The sequence below is a fragment of the uncultured Sphingobacterium sp. genome (assembly GCF_964277905.1).
In the GTDB taxonomy this organism is placed as follows: Bacteria; Bacteroidota; Bacteroidia; order Sphingobacteriales; family Sphingobacteriaceae; genus Sphingobacterium; species Sphingobacterium siyangense.
Window position 1 is genome coordinate 98339 of sequence record NZ_CAXYKD010000045.1, and the last position, 15940, is coordinate 114278.

General features: G+C 37.5%; 15 protein-coding genes. 5 read left to right on the top strand and 10 right to left on the bottom strand.

Annotated features, from left to right (window positions below; all coding sequences use genetic code 11):
* Positions 1 to 127: 127 nt before the first annotated feature.
* The 3 genes from ACHWSC_RS20645 to ACHWSC_RS20655 form a co-directional block, all read right to left on the bottom strand.
* Complete coding sequence (locus tag ACHWSC_RS20645; protein ID WP_394678015.1) at positions 128 to 934, bottom strand: helix-turn-helix domain-containing protein; 807 nt, start codon at positions 932 to 934, stop codon at positions 128 to 130.
* A 153-nt stretch (positions 935 to 1087) separates the two neighbouring features.
* A complete protein-coding gene (locus tag ACHWSC_RS20650; protein WP_394678016.1) occupies positions 1088 to 1978 on the bottom strand; it encodes a DUF6694 family lipoprotein in 891 nt (296 codons plus the stop codon).
* Between the two features lie 362 nt (positions 1979 to 2340).
* Positions 2341 to 2895 (bottom strand): hypothetical protein, encoded by a 555-nt coding sequence (locus ACHWSC_RS20655; protein WP_201665771.1) that lies wholly within the window; start codon positions 2893 to 2895, stop codon positions 2341 to 2343.
* Between the two features lie 302 nt (positions 2896 to 3197).
* On the opposite strand from ACHWSC_RS20655, the gene ACHWSC_RS20660 reads away from it, so the two are divergent.
* Positions 3198 to 4961: a hypothetical protein gene (locus tag ACHWSC_RS20660; RefSeq protein WP_394678017.1), complete on the top strand. Its 1764-nt coding sequence runs from the start codon at positions 3198 to 3200 to the stop codon at positions 4959 to 4961.
* A 69-nt stretch (positions 4962 to 5030) separates the two neighbouring features.
* On the opposite strand, the gene ACHWSC_RS20665 is transcribed toward ACHWSC_RS20660, so the two are convergent.
* The 4 genes from ACHWSC_RS20665 to ACHWSC_RS20680 all read right to left on the bottom strand — a co-directional run bounded on the left by ACHWSC_RS20665 (position 5031) and on the right by ACHWSC_RS20680 (position 10057).
* Complete coding sequence (locus tag ACHWSC_RS20665; protein ID WP_394678018.1) at positions 5031 to 7445, bottom strand: TonB-dependent siderophore receptor; 2415 nt, start codon at positions 7443 to 7445, stop codon at positions 5031 to 5033.
* A gap of 133 nt (positions 7446 to 7578) precedes the next feature.
* The gene (locus ACHWSC_RS20670; RefSeq protein ID WP_394678019.1) at positions 7579 to 8694 is read right to left on the bottom strand and encodes a hypothetical protein; all 1116 of its coding nucleotides are present in this window, start codon (positions 8692 to 8694) and stop codon (positions 7579 to 7581) included.
* Between the two features lie 94 nt (positions 8695 to 8788).
* On the bottom strand, positions 8789 to 9391 hold the full coding sequence (locus ACHWSC_RS20675) for a hypothetical protein (RefSeq protein ID WP_394678020.1): 603 nt from the start codon (positions 9389 to 9391) through the stop codon (positions 8789 to 8791).
* A gap of 132 nt (positions 9392 to 9523) precedes the next feature.
* A complete protein-coding gene (locus ACHWSC_RS20680) occupies positions 9524 to 10057 on the bottom strand; it encodes a sigma-70 family RNA polymerase sigma factor (protein WP_159729715.1) in 534 nt (177 codons plus the stop codon).
* Positions 10058 to 10212: 155 nt separating this feature from the next.
* Here ACHWSC_RS20680 and ACHWSC_RS20685 point away from each other — a divergent pair, with 155 nt between their 5' ends.
* Entirely contained in the window at positions 10213 to 10404 is a 192-nt protein-coding gene (locus tag ACHWSC_RS20685) for a GtrA family protein (protein ID WP_376778419.1), read from the top strand.
* 97 nt (positions 10405 to 10501) lie between these two features.
* Here the strand turns inward: ACHWSC_RS20685 and ACHWSC_RS20690 are convergent, their stop codons facing one another.
* On the bottom strand, positions 10502 to 11437 hold the full coding sequence (locus ACHWSC_RS20690) for a hypothetical protein (RefSeq protein WP_394678021.1): 936 nt from the start codon (positions 11435 to 11437) through the stop codon (positions 10502 to 10504).
* 249 nt (positions 11438 to 11686) lie between these two features.
* Between ACHWSC_RS20690 and ACHWSC_RS20695 the strand changes: the two genes are divergently transcribed.
* The 3 genes from ACHWSC_RS20695 to ACHWSC_RS20705 all read left to right on the top strand — a co-directional run bounded on the left by ACHWSC_RS20695 (position 11687) and on the right by ACHWSC_RS20705 (position 14130).
* Complete coding sequence (locus ACHWSC_RS20695) at positions 11687 to 12283, top strand: porin family protein (RefSeq protein WP_394678022.1); 597 nt, start codon at positions 11687 to 11689, stop codon at positions 12281 to 12283.
* 71 nt (positions 12284 to 12354) lie between these two features.
* A complete protein-coding gene (locus tag ACHWSC_RS20700; RefSeq protein WP_394678023.1) occupies positions 12355 to 13392 on the top strand; it encodes a sensor histidine kinase in 1038 nt (345 codons plus the stop codon).
* A 9-nt stretch (positions 13393 to 13401) separates the two neighbouring features.
* On the top strand, positions 13402 to 14130 hold the full coding sequence (locus ACHWSC_RS20705) for a LytR/AlgR family response regulator transcription factor (RefSeq protein ID WP_394678024.1): 729 nt from the start codon (positions 13402 to 13404) through the stop codon (positions 14128 to 14130).
* Here the strand turns inward: ACHWSC_RS20705 and ACHWSC_RS20710 are convergent, their stop codons facing one another.
* Complete coding sequence (locus ACHWSC_RS20710) at positions 14131 to 15039, bottom strand: DUF6268 family outer membrane beta-barrel protein (protein ID WP_394678025.1); 909 nt, start codon at positions 15037 to 15039, stop codon at positions 14131 to 14133.
* A 138-nt stretch (positions 15040 to 15177) separates the two neighbouring features.
* Positions 15178 to 15939, bottom strand: a complete 762-nt coding sequence (locus tag ACHWSC_RS20715; protein ID WP_394678026.1) for an SDR family NAD(P)-dependent oxidoreductase — start codon at positions 15937 to 15939, stop codon at positions 15178 to 15180.
* Position 15940 lies beyond the last annotated feature (1 nt).

Sequence of the window (15940 nt, forward strand, 5' to 3'; positions counted from 1 at the left end):
ATAAAGATGTAGTGTCTTCCAATTCATGTTGTGGGAATACGAGGTTAAATTAAAGTGAAAACAGATGATGCACATCTGATCATCAAATTTATGGTTTTAGAAAAGAGTAAAATTGTAAAAATGGAAACTACTCTACAATTAGCCAAACATTTTCTTTATTCACATCAACATCTTTAAAAAAGCTATTCGGGTTTAAAGCTGTAAATGTCTTGAAGTCCTTAATATAATGCGATTGATCGTAAAACCCTGTATTTAACAAAAGTGAAAATCGCTTGGATTTATGTTGCATTTTCAAGGCCTGTCTAAAACGATGTATTTTTTTGTATTCAGAGGGGGATTTACCTAAATTCCGCAAAAATAATCTGTTGATATACTGTCGGGAGAAATGATACTTCTTAGCTAATTGATCGACCGTAAGTTCGTTTTCGAGATCTGCCAGCATTTGTCTAAAAATCATAAGATCTTTATCCGCTTTGAGTTTAGACATTAAGTAAGACTCTAGTTCAATAATTTGAGACGTTCTATCCAAAGAAAAGAGTGTCCTCATTTTATCATTAAATCCATCCAAAAAATTTATATCAATCTGTGTTTTCCTTATAAAGAGCTTTGCAGGATCTTCAATGAAATGATTGATGCCTAAGGGATGAAAATAAATAGTTAATTCATCAACAAGTTCCTTATAAAAAATCTGCATCGGTTTGGTATACCTAGAAACAACGCAAGTCATAATATTATTTGTTTCAGAAGAACTTATCGTGACGAGGTCCCCTTTATCTTCCACCTCAAACTGCTGATTCACCGTTAAAATACAGTAGTTATTTGGAAAAGTCCAATACTTAATAGGCCCACTATCTTGATTTTTAGAAATGAAATAATATCCTTTAATGTATTTTCTTAATGTTTCGTTAATCGGCTTATAAAATTCTAATTTCATGCTTTTAAAATGGTACTTTCTTCAAAAATAAAACTGTAAATTCATGTCCCTTTTTTTATTCAGGGACATTTTTACGAAAATAGGATCGACAAATGTATTAAACGGGAAATTGGGCAGCGATTTGAAAAAAAGATTTTACGTACTATACTCAAATTACGTCAATTCCAAATCGTCAAGGCTAATTTTCTCTTTCTTTAGTTCAGTAATTTCCTTTTCTAATTTTTTTAAGTTTTCATCAATCAATGCTATACTACCTTCAGGAAGAACTGTCTCCCGGTCATTCGATTTAATCGATTGCGTCGTCACAACTAATTCCAGATCGTAATCTGTCAGATTGATTCCTTTGACGGGATAGCGAGGAAAGCTCCAGAGTTTAGGATAATCTTTTTTTTGCTGATTGAAGACTATCGTATTGACACGAAACTCACCTGGTTGGAGTACACTGTCAGATTCGCCAAAAACAGCCTGCTCATTACTGATAATAGTTTGTGAAGAACGTTTTTTCAGCACATACGAAAAGCCCTGACTTCCTTTTAGCGGCTTTTTACCCATATATTTCATAGTCACTATAATTCTGGGAACAGGTTCGCCAAAGAAATCTTCGAGTCCCAGTTCAATAGGTTCCAACTGAAAAACAGCCAGCTCTTTCTTTATCTGTTCAAATTCAGTTTTATGTTTTTGTAGACTATCGATCTCATTTTGAAGATGAGCTATTTTCCTTTCCTGTTGTTTTTGAAGGATGTCATCGGCCAGGTCCAATATTGCACCGTAAGATTTTCCATCGATCATACCCAACGAAATACGATTTATTGATTCCTCATTATATTTTTGAGGTTCGTTCATTTTGAGCCACATCGCTTCGGATAGTACCACTCGCAAGGCCTTTTCTAAGTTCGCTTTTTCTTTGTCATTCAGCTTTGCTTCTACCTTTTTACGGGAACTACCAAAGGACGACTCGTCCTTTCCACTTAGTCTTTCGCTACAAGAGCTTATAGATAATGTCAAGAATAGTCCGATCAGTGCGATTTTTATGCATTGTTTCATTTTAAATAGTTTTAGTAGACAATATATCGGCTAAGCTTGCATAAAGCTAATGCTTAGGTAACGCTGTTCTTAAATCAGTTGAACGTTCTCTTACTACTTACTCCTTAATATCGTTCAAGCAGAACATAAGAACGTAGAATTTAACATTCAGTTTTTTTATGAGCTGATAAAAATATACAAAAAACGTTATCTTAAAAATTAATTCAACACAAAAAGCTACATTTCACAAGGTAGCAACCAACTGACACTTTCCAACTGTCGCTATTGGTAACAGCCCGCTGACTCAGCAATAATTTGTACTAGGGATTTTGGTCTAACACCTTAGAACAATCGGAAAATAAATGAATTCGAAAGGTGAAATTTTATTTCCTCCTGAGTAAAAGATGCAATTTATCGTAATCTTCCCAATCACCGAAACCTGCGAAGTTTGGTTTTTCGCTCCATGAAACCATAGCTTTACAATCAAAACAGATCTTAGCGATCCCAATGCATTGCTTATTTTTATAGAACACAAGGATATCTCGAAATTCATAAATACAAGAGGTGTCGACATGATCTGTTCTTGTTTTTAAGAAAAATAGTGAGTCGACAGCACTATAGAGAGATTGATCCAGTGAGCCTCTAACATATCCTATATTCTTCAAATGAGATAAAAGGGAAAGATCCAACTTATCATCTTCCAATACTGATAACAAAAGACGCTCGTTCTCAGATTTATTCTTTTTGTCCTCCAATTCACCTATTTTAAATAAATCAATATCCACAAAATAATACTCCAGCGAATCAAAATTAGATGGTATCGGGACTGAGGGCTCTTTTCCCCGCTGTTCTATAGTATTTCCACTATTCATGCAACCTTGCAGATAAATAGCACTGAAAAGTAGACATCCAATGGTAAAACATATTATTCTTTTCATAGCTGATAATTTACAGATTTTTGAGTGGTTTAGCTATTTTCAAAATTATCAATTTCATTTTATAATCTAGTCGAAGAGAAAACCACATTTCTGAAGCACCTCATTACACCGCTGAAAGGGAGTTGTTGCGAGCGCTACAGATGCTAAACTTAGTTGAACATGCAATGGGAAAATTTATGTTCATTAGAAGTTTACACAGCATAAAATGTAGTAGTAAAACAACTACAGCTTTATAAAAATTAACCGCAACAAAACTTAACTATAAGATTTTTGGTTTACTTTTGTGATAGATATATAATATTATGAAACAGAAATTTTACCTGCCACTTTTAGCATTGACCTTGACCGCAATTATTAGCTGTAACAAAAACAGTGATAACATTGATGATCCTAAAAATCAGTCTGTTGTTATTGACAATAATGCGAGTCAACTGAATGCACGTTTAGATCATCAAAATGCTGGTTTATTGCCGTTATCTAATCTTTTAGCATCCGGTAAGCGAGCAGCCAATGGTTCGACAGTCACTGCTACTCAAAACCCAGACTTCTCGTTAGCATTGGTCGCACAAGTCGCTCCTCCGGATTATGAAGGCAATAAGCTTCGTGCAACCCATGTTGCTGTTTCGGGCAACTACGCTTATGTAAGTTACAATACCGAAGGCGATCGATATCTTGGTGGTGTCGATGTCATCGACATTTCAGATATAAACAACCCACGTCTTATCGTAAATGCTAAATTGCCGAATATAGACATAAGCTCATTAGCGGTTGATGGCAATAGCCTACTCTTAGCTGGAGCAGCAGATGAAGGTGTATTGGCAAAAATGACCTCCCCTGCAGTTCTTATTGTTTTACCGCTTCAGAATGGCTTACCTACCGATGCTTATCGTTATACAGGTCTGCCAAGCTATGTGGCAACAGATGTTACTTTTAACAACGAAAGCCAGTATGCTGTTTCAGGTAATGCGGGTGCTATTTCTAAAATCAATAAATCTTCGGGTGCTATTGAAAAATCCGTAACTATTGCGGATCTCCTATCTGTAAGAACATACCAGAATCAAGTGTATGTGCTTTCAGGAACACAAGGGATAAAAGTTGTATCCAATAATCTTGATCCGGTTAAAACAATCAATGTGGGTCAAAATCCAAGTTCAGCAAAGCGTACTATCGATTTTTACAGCAGTTATCTTTTAGCTTCTGAAGGCGCTCAGGGCTTGGGTATTTATAATATAAATACAGGAGCTTTGGATAAACGCATTAGTATTCCAGTAAGTCCTGATGACAGCAACATGGATCCGGAAGATATTGTGACCAATGGTGTATCCACAAACGACAAACGTGTGTTTGTTGCCAACGGTGGCGCTGGTATCGCAGCTTATCAATTTGACACACAAAACAACTTTAACTATATTGGTAGTGCAAGTTTCAATGCGATTGACAACAGTTCAAGTAATTTTGTGATCAGTAGAGATAACTATGTTTTTGTGGCAACGGGAAAAGGTGGCTTAAAAATTCTTAAACTCATCGATCTGAAACCAACAACTCCAAGCTGTAATGGTACTTATCCAGCCTTCACAGGCAGTACACAAGGAGACCTGAATGTTAATAGTGAAGCGAGCTACTCGGATACAAAAACATTTGCTTCAAACGTTAATATCAACAGGAATTTTAACTGGTGTGGAACACTTAATATCAATGGAAATTCTGTTAACATCAACAGCGGTGTATTCAATATGTATGGTTCAATCGCTTTGAAGCAAAACATTAACGTCAATTCAACGATGAATTTGGTGGGCTCAGGTGTTATTGGTGGAACCTTTACCGTGAACGGAAGTGGCATATTAAGCGTAACAGGTTCACTTTCTCAGGGAACTGTCGGATCAAAATCCACTTCATTTATCAATGGTAAGATGGTTATTGACGGTGAAGTTGTCGTATACGGTAACTTGACTATTAATGGTAGCGGAAAGGTAGAATTTGCCAACAGTAAGTCTAAATTAATTGTTTATGGAAGTCTTACAAATTGGGGAAGCGTTACTAACGGAACAATTACACAAGTCAAATAAGACATTGTATAACTATTAAGCAGATCATAAAAAAGCCACATCAGATGATGTGGCTTTTTTATGATCTAGTTAAAACCTCAGGCTGAGCTGCACAGCAAAATTACGTGGCATCTGAGCCACTATTACCCCCTGTCCTGCAAAATATTCACTATTGGTCAAATTATTCATACGCACGGCAAATCGATATTTATCTCTTTCCAGAAAAAGGGATGTATTGACCAGCGTGTATGCCGGAAAGGTGAACCGACCTGTCGCTTCTTGATCTACAGTAATCTGCTCACCAACACGGTTAACACCAAGTCCGATTCCAAATCCATGAAGGGTTCTATTCTGAAATACATAGCTAAGCCAAGAGTTAAAGACATTTGCCGGTCCTGCAGATGCAGGTCTTCGCCCTTCAACTGAAGCATCAGCTTTCTGAAATTTACTATCGTTGTAAGTATATCCGGCCATAATATTTAATCCTCTCACCGGGTTAGTGATCAGTTCAAATTCAACACCTTTACTACGTTGTTCTCCATCCTGGATCGTGACAATAGCAGATTGTCCATCCTGGGTAACTTCAATATCCCTGCTCATATTATTCACTGTGATATCATAATAAGAAGCAGTCATGTTGAAGCGATTTTTCCAAAGATTAGCCTTTAATCCCGCCTCCCATTGTCCAGCCATTTGCGGCTTTAAAATATTACTATAACCTACAATTCCTTTATTGTCAACCGGTGCAACATTACTAAAGCCATTCATGTAATTCGCATAAGCTGAAAGCTGCTCCTTTACCAACTGATAGACCATACCAAATTTGGGTGATAAAGCTGTTTGTTTATATTCTCCATCACGAACGTTCGTATTCAGATTGAGCTGTCCTCTTGAATCAAAATGGTCTAAACGTAGACTTAAAAGGGTAGTCCAGCGATCTGTCAGGTAGACAACATCGGAGATATAAGCGCCATAAACATTGTTAGATGCGTAGGTTCTGATCATATTGCCTTTTGATTTCTGAATACTTGCCGTTGCCAGTTCCCGTGAAATAAAACCATAGCCACTTGTCAGATTTTGGGCATTTACGGTATCGTATTTCACGATAGGTGAATGGTTGTTACGTAAGGACTGATTGAGATAATCAATTCCAATTAGCAGTTTATTTTTAATGCTTCCCAACTGGAATGTACCATTGAGATTGTGTTGTATGCTTGTAGAAGCAGCTTCAGAATTGTTCCATTGCACGTTGCGCTCAAGCAAAGCATCACTGGTATTCCCGCGGATGAACTGATACTGATAAAGGCCTTCCGTTTTACGGAAATTTCTGGAGATAATGGTCTGGGAAGTCCAGGTATCTGATATCCGATAATTGATCTCACCTTTGATATTAATTGCCGGAGCTTTCAATGTCATGTCGTTATTAGAATAGGATCTTGTCCAGTCAAAACCTAATTCTTTCGGTGTTCTGGCAAAAAATTGGCGGTTTCTGCTCAAGAAGATAATCGGTGTATTAGTACCTTCGTAATTATAGATTTGTGCTCCAAGGTTAAATGTCAAACGGTCACTGACCTGATAACTGAACGTTGGCGCAACAAAGAATGATTTTCTGAATTCGGAATCCCTAAATCCATTCTGATATTGATAAGCACTATTCAATCGAAATAGTGTTTTTCTATTGCGGTCTACAGGACCATAGACATCGGCAGTCAGTCGATTGAGATTAAAACTTCCAAATGTATAGGCTACTTCGCCACCAAAATAGTCACGGGGCTTCTTTGTCGTCACATTAATCAATCCGCCAAAGGAAGTCACGGCACCACCATACAAGGTTCCTGCTGGTCCTTTGATTACTTCTATTCGTTCTATATCTGCTGGATCAATTTCCCCATTTGTCGTAGCGGGAACTCCATCCACCATAGAAACCTTCGTTGGAAATCCCCGCAAACTGTAATAGAAGCTACCGTCGCCACTACCTCGACCAGGACTACCCTGCATCTTAATCATACCAGGTACATTACGCAATGCATCGGAAACGTCAGTAGTCAATTGCTCCTTCATGATCGTTTGGTTGATGCTGGTATATGCCTGCGGATTTTCCATGTAAGATAGTGGCATCTTGGCAATCATTGTTGTATCCTGATCCAAGAATTTGTTTCTTTTATATCCATACACGGTTACCCCATCTAAATTGTTCATTTTTTTGATCACATAAATGACCGGAAGGTTGTCTGCATTTTCGTTAATACTGATATTTTCACGAATAATCTCCACGTCATTGACAGAGGCCTGAAGAATGTATTTTCCCGGAGGTACATCATTAAAATAGAATTCACCAGCGGCATTGGTCCTAGTCTGGTAGGCCGTATTCAGGAGTCTCAATAGTGCATCTTTTGCCGGAATGCTTTCGGATATCATAATCTTTCCTTTGACTTTGTCCTGCGTTTGCGCCGTGGCGGCAAAGGATAATATGCAACATAAGAAAATTGATAAAACTGATTTCATAACTGAAAAAATAAAAAAACATGAATAATATATATACAACAACAAATATTTACACTAAACGAAAACACTGGTCAATAACATTCCCATTGCTGTTAGCAAACAGCACTTCAATTATTCGACAAATATTTTATCGTTATCTGATACGGGCGATATAGATACCACTTCCGCCAAGGGTCTCTATTCTAGTTTTGAAAATTTGGCCATCATCCTGTTCAAGAAAATGGTAGGTACCATCTTTCGCTCCGAAATTGGAAAAATATTGTTTACCATCTACCTCACCCACTGGATAAATGGTTCCATATTTATCTAAAAGAGGTTGATCCTTAAAGGTCATTTTATGCAAATCAACCACCGCCAATTTGGTCGGACAGTTAAACCAGGCCCCGGGATCTTCTGGAACTCTCCATCCCTTTTCAATATACTGCACCAGCACATCTTTGCCTTTTATATAAATAACCGACACGATACGATGCGCATCAAGTACTTTCTGAAGATCGACAAAAAAGTCCGTATCAAAGTTCCCATCTTTCTGAACCTTCAACAAACCTCCTGTTGGCGGTGAATCTACTACAGGCGAATAATCCTGTGCTCGCGCGATATACTTAGATGGTCTATAATACAGGTCGCCATTCAAAATATCCACAGCAAAATTATTATACCCTAACGACATACGTGAATCACTTGTATACTGTATTGTCTTTCCCTTGTAATTGAAAACAGCAACCTGGGCGTTGGTCGGAAATTTAGCAAAGCTATTGGGATTTGTTCCTATAGGCAATAGTATGGTATGATCGTCCGTTACAAAGGAATAATAGGTGTTTGTATTGACCTCTGTAGCTTTTCCCTTCGGAAGTGGTTGTACGTTCAGAGATGCTGTAACACGCATTGTACTTGGATTGAACTGGATAATCTTTCCGTCGGCAAGAAAGAATGCATAAGCCTCTTCCTCGGAAATAAAGGCTAACGAACCAAATGATTCACTGTTAACTAAGCTTTTGAAATGAATAGAGTCGGTCGCCGATATATTCATCCGTTTATCTACATGATACTTTCTCAGCATAGCGGAGATACCATCCCAAATGTAAGGATGCTCGCCATAGGAATATATCGCATTTTCGCGTCCCAAGAGCAACATATCTTTGGGATCAACTTTCTGGGGTATATCCCGATAGGCGCCCAAATAGAACATTCGCCCTTTGGGGGTATTCACACGCGTTCCGATCACAATCAATCCATTATCGTTATTCATCTTACTATTTGACGGACTATTACAAGCCGCCAAAAAGAGAGCGAGCAAACAGATCGTTAAAATAGCGTAATTTGTGATTCGAAATCTGTAAATTTTATACATTGTTTTTAGCTTTTCCCGCATATATTTTCACGTCACCGCGGATGAAACGCGAACAATTATCTTCTGGTGAAAGATTGCTTTCTTGTACAATAGAATGTTTGCCATCGATGGTTTCCAGATAATAGGTCTCGCCTGGTGCCAAGGTGTATTTCTCGCCGTTGCTACATTCAATTGATTTAACTTTAGATGAACGGTTGAAGACCTGAAGATATCCCGAAAATTGTAATCTACAGTGGTCGTCCAAAATCTCGACATCACCCTGGGCAGAAGTAATGACAATAGCATCGGAGTAGCGCTGATCGCGTGAAGTCCATTGTTGGCAGATTAAACCTATTAGTAACAGTAATCCAAGAGCCGCTGTCAACGGAAGGTAGTCACTTTTTTTCCGTGTACGCACAAGCTTGATTACATTTGTTCCTATTATATTTTCGTGAACACGATCCCATACAGATGCTTTCATGGCATATAATTCATTCGTTGGGATAATATTAGTTTCAACTGAATGATCATCGAGCCATTCTTCAACTGCTTTGCGTTCGGCTTCGCTGGCCGTATGCTCATTATATCGTTTTAAAATATCCGGGTTAATTTCCAAAATACAGCTATTGTGTAATACGTATCGTTGTTATATCAATTTTTCAAAGGAAACGACAATTATCTAATTATAGCCCCTTTATTAGTATAGTTGGTTAAAGTACCTAATACCCTTAGTCTATTTTGATTTTTTTTATATTTTTCGATCGATACTATTTTTGATCGCTTTCAAAGCTTTGGTCAGATGTGCTTCAACAGTCTTTTCAGCGATTGATAAACGTTGCGAAATCGTACGGGTATTAAGCCCCTGTTCTCTGCTCATAACAAACACTGTTCTGCACTTGGGAGGTAACTGATCGGTTATTGCATGAATCCTCTTCTTTAAATCCCTGAAAAAGACAGTTTTCTCTGTGACATTATCGCTCTCTTCCTGCTCAATATAAAGCTGCTTAAGATGTATGTTCCGACGATTATTGGTTTTGAGGTAATCTAAAGCTGCGAGTTTAGCAGCACGGTTCAAATAATGTTGTATAGGGATAGATAGTTGGATTTCAAACCGTCTTTCCCAAAGTCTGAGATAAATATTCTGTACAAGTTCTTCTGTGATCGCGTGGTCTCTTACTTGTTTAAAAATAATATTGAATAACTGCTCGGAAGTATTCCTATAAAGGACTTCAAAATCATTAGGAGTCTTAAAATCAACAATTATGGTATTTTCGCTTTTCACAGTTATTTAGAATAAATCTAATTTAATGCAAGTATAAGAAAAGATAGCGATGTAATCCTAATTTTTTCTCAATTCAAACAATTTGTCGATCATCTACCCGCTATAGGTAGGCAGATTTATATATTTGTCAAGTTCTAGGATTTACGGTTTATACGATGTTAGGTAGATATCTATTCTCCAATCTTGGTTCTTTATTGATAAATTACCTTCTGTTGAAGTTATTTGTTGAGCAATTTCTTTGGTATCCTACTCCATCACAAATTCTCTGCACTTTTATTGCTACTGTTTATAGCTTTTTAATGCAAAAGAAGTTTACTTTTAGTCTCTCGTTAAAAGAACCAAACTAAAGACGAATTTCAAGGTATTCTACAAAACAGAAAAACATGCACTACAGTCCTCATGAAAGTAAATGCCGACTTCGCTAGTTCAATAGAATAAATAATCTTATTGCAAAATAGTCCGTGGGGTCAGCGGAACCTTTTGCTTCCAGGTACCCTTCACTTGGAATTCGTGCCCGGATGTTTTATTCTTGATCGTAAAGATATAATTGCAAGTTCTTTCGAGGTATTTGAATTCACCTTTCGCAGTTATTTGGGCATTGGGTTTGAGCAGCAATTCTTGTTTATCTCCAGATTTAATATAATTTTCAAAAGTTTTGTCTTTGCTGTAAGGAACTTTACCTTGCCAGCGAACTCCACCATTTACCATTAATTCATCCATGAAAATCGTAGAATCTGCTTTATTGAGCCAGTCAAAAGCGCCGTAGCTGTCACTTATGAATTCGGAACTATACTTTACGTCCTTAAAAATGGCAGTGATATCGACTTTTCGCTCTCGATTTGAGCTATTTACCAGATTCATCGCAGTGCACCCTTCGGTACTGACATAGATTTTCCGGTTTTCTTTCACTTCTTTGATTTCTTTTTTGACCAACTCATATCCATCAGCCCTAGTTTGAATAAAATTCACTTCATCCATTTTATCCGCTGACAATATGCCAATGGCAAAACTCCTGGGCTGATCACTAAAATTTTCCAATAAGGTCAATTTAAGCTCGTTATTAATTGTTTTTTCCAACTGCAGCCACCCGCCGTCAACCTCAATCGAGCCCGTACGCTCCAATTTGAGCTTTTTTCCAGTGGAATCTTTCAAAATTTCTCCTGTAAGGACATCTTTGACATAGGACACATACCATAAATCCGCTTTGATCGGAATTACATTTTCCTTGATTCCAGTTTGTAAGTTGACAGCTTTAAAACCGGGATCTATTAGACCTCCTTGTGAATTAAGTCCCTCTTTAGAACAGGATGTTAGTATAAGCAGACAAAACGGCCATACCAGATAAGAAAAGGAAAACGTTCGCTTCAATGGATTTTTCATGAAATCGATTATTTGTACAACACAATTGACCAAACAAAATCTATCTTGTAAGTTAAAAAAAATAATAGATCTTTCCTCATCAATACTAAAAAAATACGCTTAAGCCAGAAATATTGACAAACAAATAGAAATCTTGACAGACTAATCATCCCTATATTAACCTTCGTCACTACAAAAATGCCGTTCGTCAAACTCTTTTTGCCAAGGAATTGATCCTTTGTTCTTTTGGACAAATTAAAACAATATAAAATGAATAAAAACGCAATTTTATCATGCATCGTATTATTTGCCATGATGTTTAGCAAAAAACTGTTTGCTCAGGAGCAACCTTTCATTCAATTGGGTATTAAAGGGGGAAGTAGTCTCAACAAACTCAATACCGAATTAGCAGACTTAGATGACAAATATGCCATAGGATTACACATAGGGGGTATGGCAAGAGTTAATCTTGGAAGAGCCTATATCCAGGGTGAAGCTCTTTTCAATAAACGCAAAGCAGCACTTAAACCGCAAGGGCAAACCGAAAGCAAACTCAAATGGAATGCAATTGATATCCCCGTCGTTGTAGGCTACAAAATCTACCAAAATCAGGACATCAATTTCCGAGTATTAGCTGGTGCAATTTACAGCTATACGCTAAACGACAATTTGCCGCCTCTCAAAGCAATACAACAGGGAATCAAACATTTTGACAAATCGAACTTACAAGTTACCGGCGGTCTAGGAGTCGATATTCAGCGATTTACACTTGATGTTCGCTATGAACGCGGTTTTTCTGACCTTAACAAATCTTTTAAATCCAAACCACAGGCATTTTCTATTGGATTGGGTTACTTTATCTTCTAAAACAATGAATAAGTTTTACCTTTGGAGCTACCTCGGAATCAGGCTCCAAAGGTATTTTTTTTAATCGTGATATGTTCAAAAAAGACTATTTAAATAAACATCTTTTCCTTAGCCTATTTTGGCTTGTACTTGGATTTGCAGTATGGATTCAAATAAAAGATGAATTCAATGCGTTACAGGCCCTATTCCATACATCATTAATTATGGTTTCGTCCATTGTTGTATCACAATGGCTGAGTGACCGGGTTTTGACTGAAGCGATCAAGACTCGACAAATGAAACCTTTTGTGCTGAAAGCGATCGTTTTTGTGATCATTTTAGCTATTTTAATTGGTGGCATAGATTACTACTTCATTCTCACCAAAGAAGGAATATCTAACCATGAACGGACAGATCTAATACTCACTCATTTCTATCAAGCTATTCCATCTTCCCTACTGATCAATGGTACCGCCTGCGGGATTAGATTTTATCAGGAACATGCAGATATTCAACGTATCCATGGTCAATTGCAACAGAATTTTCTTGAAAGTCAGGTGAAATTTTTACAGGATCAGGTCAATCCTCATTTTATGTTTAATGTCTTGAACCATATTCATATCCTCATGAAAAAGAATGTGGAAATGGCTGATTATTTGCTTCTGAAATTTTCGGACATTTTGAGGTACCAGCTCTATGAGTGCAACCAACCGCTCGTGCTTTTAACACGCGAACTGCAATATTTACAGGATTTTATAGCCATAGAAAAAATGCGGTGGGGTAACGAACTGGATGTAAGCTGTTCATGGAATCAATCTTCAAAGGATTTATATATTGCACCATTGATGCTCATCTGTTTTGTCGAAAACGCATTTAAACACGTAAACCGTCTTCCAAATCAAAAAGGAGGGATAGAGCTATCCTGTGTTGAGGAAGAAGGAAAACTTCAATTCAACATCAGTAATAGTTATCAGGACTATCCGCAATTAGCTTCGACAGGGCACTCGGGCATAGGGCTGGAAAATGTAAAAAAAAGACTGGAACTGCAATATGAAAACAACTATTCGTTAACAATCCATAAACTTGACAACAGTTTTACTATACAACTGACCATCGATCTTAACAGCTAACTATTGACAATGGAAGAAATTAAAATGAAATGTATCATCGTAGACGATGAACCTATGCTGCGCCAACATATTGCCGAAATGACCGAGCAGATCTATTTTTTGGATTTAGTGGAAACATTTCCTTCAGCACTAGCTGCAACTTCGAGGTTACAGCAGGGCGATATAGATCTTATTTTTTTAGATATTAATATGCCCTATCTCAATGGTATAGACTTTTTAGACTCCCTTGAAAACCCGCCTTTATGTATCTTCATCACAGCTTATTCAGAATATGCTTTGGAAGGATTTAGACTTCAAGCTGTTGATTACCTCCTCAAACCTATAATTTTCCAGCGTTTCTATCAGGCCAGCACCAAAGCTTATCAGCTTTTCGTACAGCGGAACAAACCCTTACAGGAAAGTAGTCCGAATGACAATATGTTATTTGTAAGACAGGGGGATGCTTTTGTTAAAATCTCCTGGACAGATATTCTGTACGCGGAAAGTATGCAAAATTATACAAAACTTCACTTTAAAGAGCGTACAATTACAATCCATCAAACCATGTTAGCTTTGGAAGAGGCATTACCCGGCAACCATTTTTTTCGTATTCACAAATCCTACCTAGTCAATGTAAACCACATTGATATTATTACTGGAGGGAGAGTATATATACAGGAACAAGAATTACCGATATCGCGTACAAAAAGAGAGGAGCTTCTCCAAAATGTTGTTTTTAAGAAGCTCCTCAGCAGATGATTAAGGCATATTCCATTTAAGTGCTACGGAAGTATAGAAGGTTGGAGAAAACCGGGGATCCGCCTGACTTTTGTTCTTGAATAAACTTTTCAGCGATCTATCATTTTCTACATACAATCTGGCAAGTGTGCTTCCGCCGGTCAGCTGGAGCTTCAGGCTCTTGCCCAAATTGAACTGAGGCTGAAGCCCAGCTGTCAATAACATAAAACCAGCCAAAGTAGATTTCCCATTTTTTTCTCGTTCTGCAGTCATACCATCTAGATTAACGACAGCACGAAGATCAACCAATTCATTAAGGTGATAGGATGCGGAAAGACCCTGTGGAAAATTCACATTGAACTTCACTTTTCCATTTGTTTTCCAGTCAAAATACAAGCCAGGTAAGATCATTGGCACCCCAAAACTATTGCTCAACACAGGGCCAAAACCAAAAGCTAAATTCGGTCTAAATTTTTTGATAAAAAGCACTCCCCCCTGCCCCAATACATCCTTACCATTTACTTTAACGAGGTCTGAATAAATCCCAACGGAGGCGAAAGTCAATAGAGACCAATTTTTCCTTAATGAGGTCAGGTATTGAAGTCCCATTTCTGCATTGAGCATTTCAGTCGGGAATAAGGGCTCTTCGTACCCTTTATTTTCCATCTTTGCATAAGCTGCCCCTATCTTCCAGGACCAGCGTTTTATATTGCCAGAAGAATCTATTTTGGTAGATAATGGAACTTCCAGGTTAAACTGTATTCTCCTAAAATCGCTCTTTGAACCTGTCTTAACACTATCTTCAGGGCGAATATAATTTGATAGTGGGACATAATCCACAGCAACCTGTCCCGATACTGCATTTTGAGCATGTGCAGCCAGCGTAGTAAAACCGCTGAGTATAACTGCACATAATACTTGTTTCCTCATGTTTTTTCAACAAAGGAAGCTTTTGGACTGCTCAAGCACCAATCTTTTTGATATAGTGCATGTATACGTTGACCAAATGCAAATTTATCGCGATGTCAAAAAATTTATAACGGCAAGAAGAGCAGATCAAAAGCAATGTTATAGATTAAAATCACACATTGCCGGCATATTAATTTCCTTTACACAGCTTGCCGCCGAAGTAGAGATAATAAATCGTAATGCCTGAATTACATCTTGCAGTGGAATAAGATTACCTTGTGTTTGTACAATAACGTTTTCTATTGTTTCATTATGATCAAATTCTGTCGCTAAATAGCCCAAATTTAATATGGAAACACCTATTTTATCTTTTCTAAGGTTTTCTCGTAAGGAATGGACAACACCACGTAATGCAAACTTTGTCGCAGAGAATGCAACTTCTTTTCCACTGTGGTTATCTAAACCCCAAGTAGAACCAATCAATATAACCTTAGCGTTGGACGATTGTCTTAAATTATCTATTACCGACTGTACATTTAAAATGCAAGACGTAATATTCGTATTGATTAAGTTTATTATTTCGGAGGCACTGCTATCTGCAAAGTTATACGCTTCCGTAAATGCATCTTTTTCCCATATCCCAACATTATAGATAAAATAATCAATCCGCTGATTTCCTATTATCGCCTTTATCGTCTCCGAAGATTCTTTCGGTTGGGATAGATCGGTAGCAATCCATCGGATGTCTGAATTGGCACTTAAATAATTTGGTTCATTCCTGGAAATACCAAATATTAGATCATTCTCATTTGGCAAATTCAACGCTATAGCTCTGCCTAATCCCTTACTTATACCAAAAATCAAATATGTCTTGTCACCTGTTTTCAATATCTCTACTGTTTTGTTGTGCTCCGATGCCATT

Bases quoted from the DNA above. Each gene is read 5' to 3' on its own strand.
- ACHWSC_RS20670 (WP_394678019.1), bottom strand. From the start codon at position 8,694: ATGAATAACGATAATGGATTGATTGTGATCGGAACGCGTGTGAATACC.
- ACHWSC_RS20715 (WP_394678026.1), bottom strand. From the start codon at position 15,939: ATGGCATCGGAGCACAACAAAACAGTAGAGATATTGAAAACAGGTGAC.
- ACHWSC_RS20665 (WP_394678018.1), bottom strand. From the start codon at position 7,445: ATGAAATCAGTTTTATCAATTTTCTTATGTTGCATATTATCCTTTGCC.
- ACHWSC_RS20660 (WP_394678017.1), top strand. From the start codon at position 3,198: ATGAAACAGAAATTTTACCTGCCACTTTTAGCATTGACCTTGACCGCA.
- ACHWSC_RS20705 (WP_394678024.1), top strand. From the start codon at position 13,402: ATGGAAGAAATTAAAATGAAATGTATCATCGTAGACGATGAACCTATG.
- ACHWSC_RS20695 (WP_394678022.1), top strand. From the start codon at position 11,687: ATGAATAAAAACGCAATTTTATCATGCATCGTATTATTTGCCATGATG.
- ACHWSC_RS20700 (WP_394678023.1), top strand. From the start codon at position 12,355: ATGTTCAAAAAAGACTATTTAAATAAACATCTTTTCCTTAGCCTATTT.
- ACHWSC_RS20710 (WP_394678025.1), bottom strand. From the start codon at position 15,039: ATGAGGAAACAAGTATTATGTGCAGTTATACTCAGCGGTTTTACTACG.
- ACHWSC_RS20645 (WP_394678015.1), bottom strand. From the start codon at position 934: ATGAAATTAGAATTTTATAAGCCGATTAACGAAACATTAAGAAAATAC.
- ACHWSC_RS20690 (WP_394678021.1), bottom strand. From the start codon at position 11,437: ATGAAAAATCCATTGAAGCGAACGTTTTCCTTTTCTTATCTGGTATGG.
- ACHWSC_RS20685 (WP_376778419.1), top strand. From the start codon at position 10,213: ATGTTAGGTAGATATCTATTCTCCAATCTTGGTTCTTTATTGATAAAT.
- ACHWSC_RS20655 (WP_201665771.1), bottom strand. From the start codon at position 2,895: ATGAAAAGAATAATATGTTTTACCATTGGATGTCTACTTTTCAGTGCT.
- ACHWSC_RS20650 (WP_394678016.1), bottom strand. From the start codon at position 1,978: ATGAAACAATGCATAAAAATCGCACTGATCGGACTATTCTTGACATTA.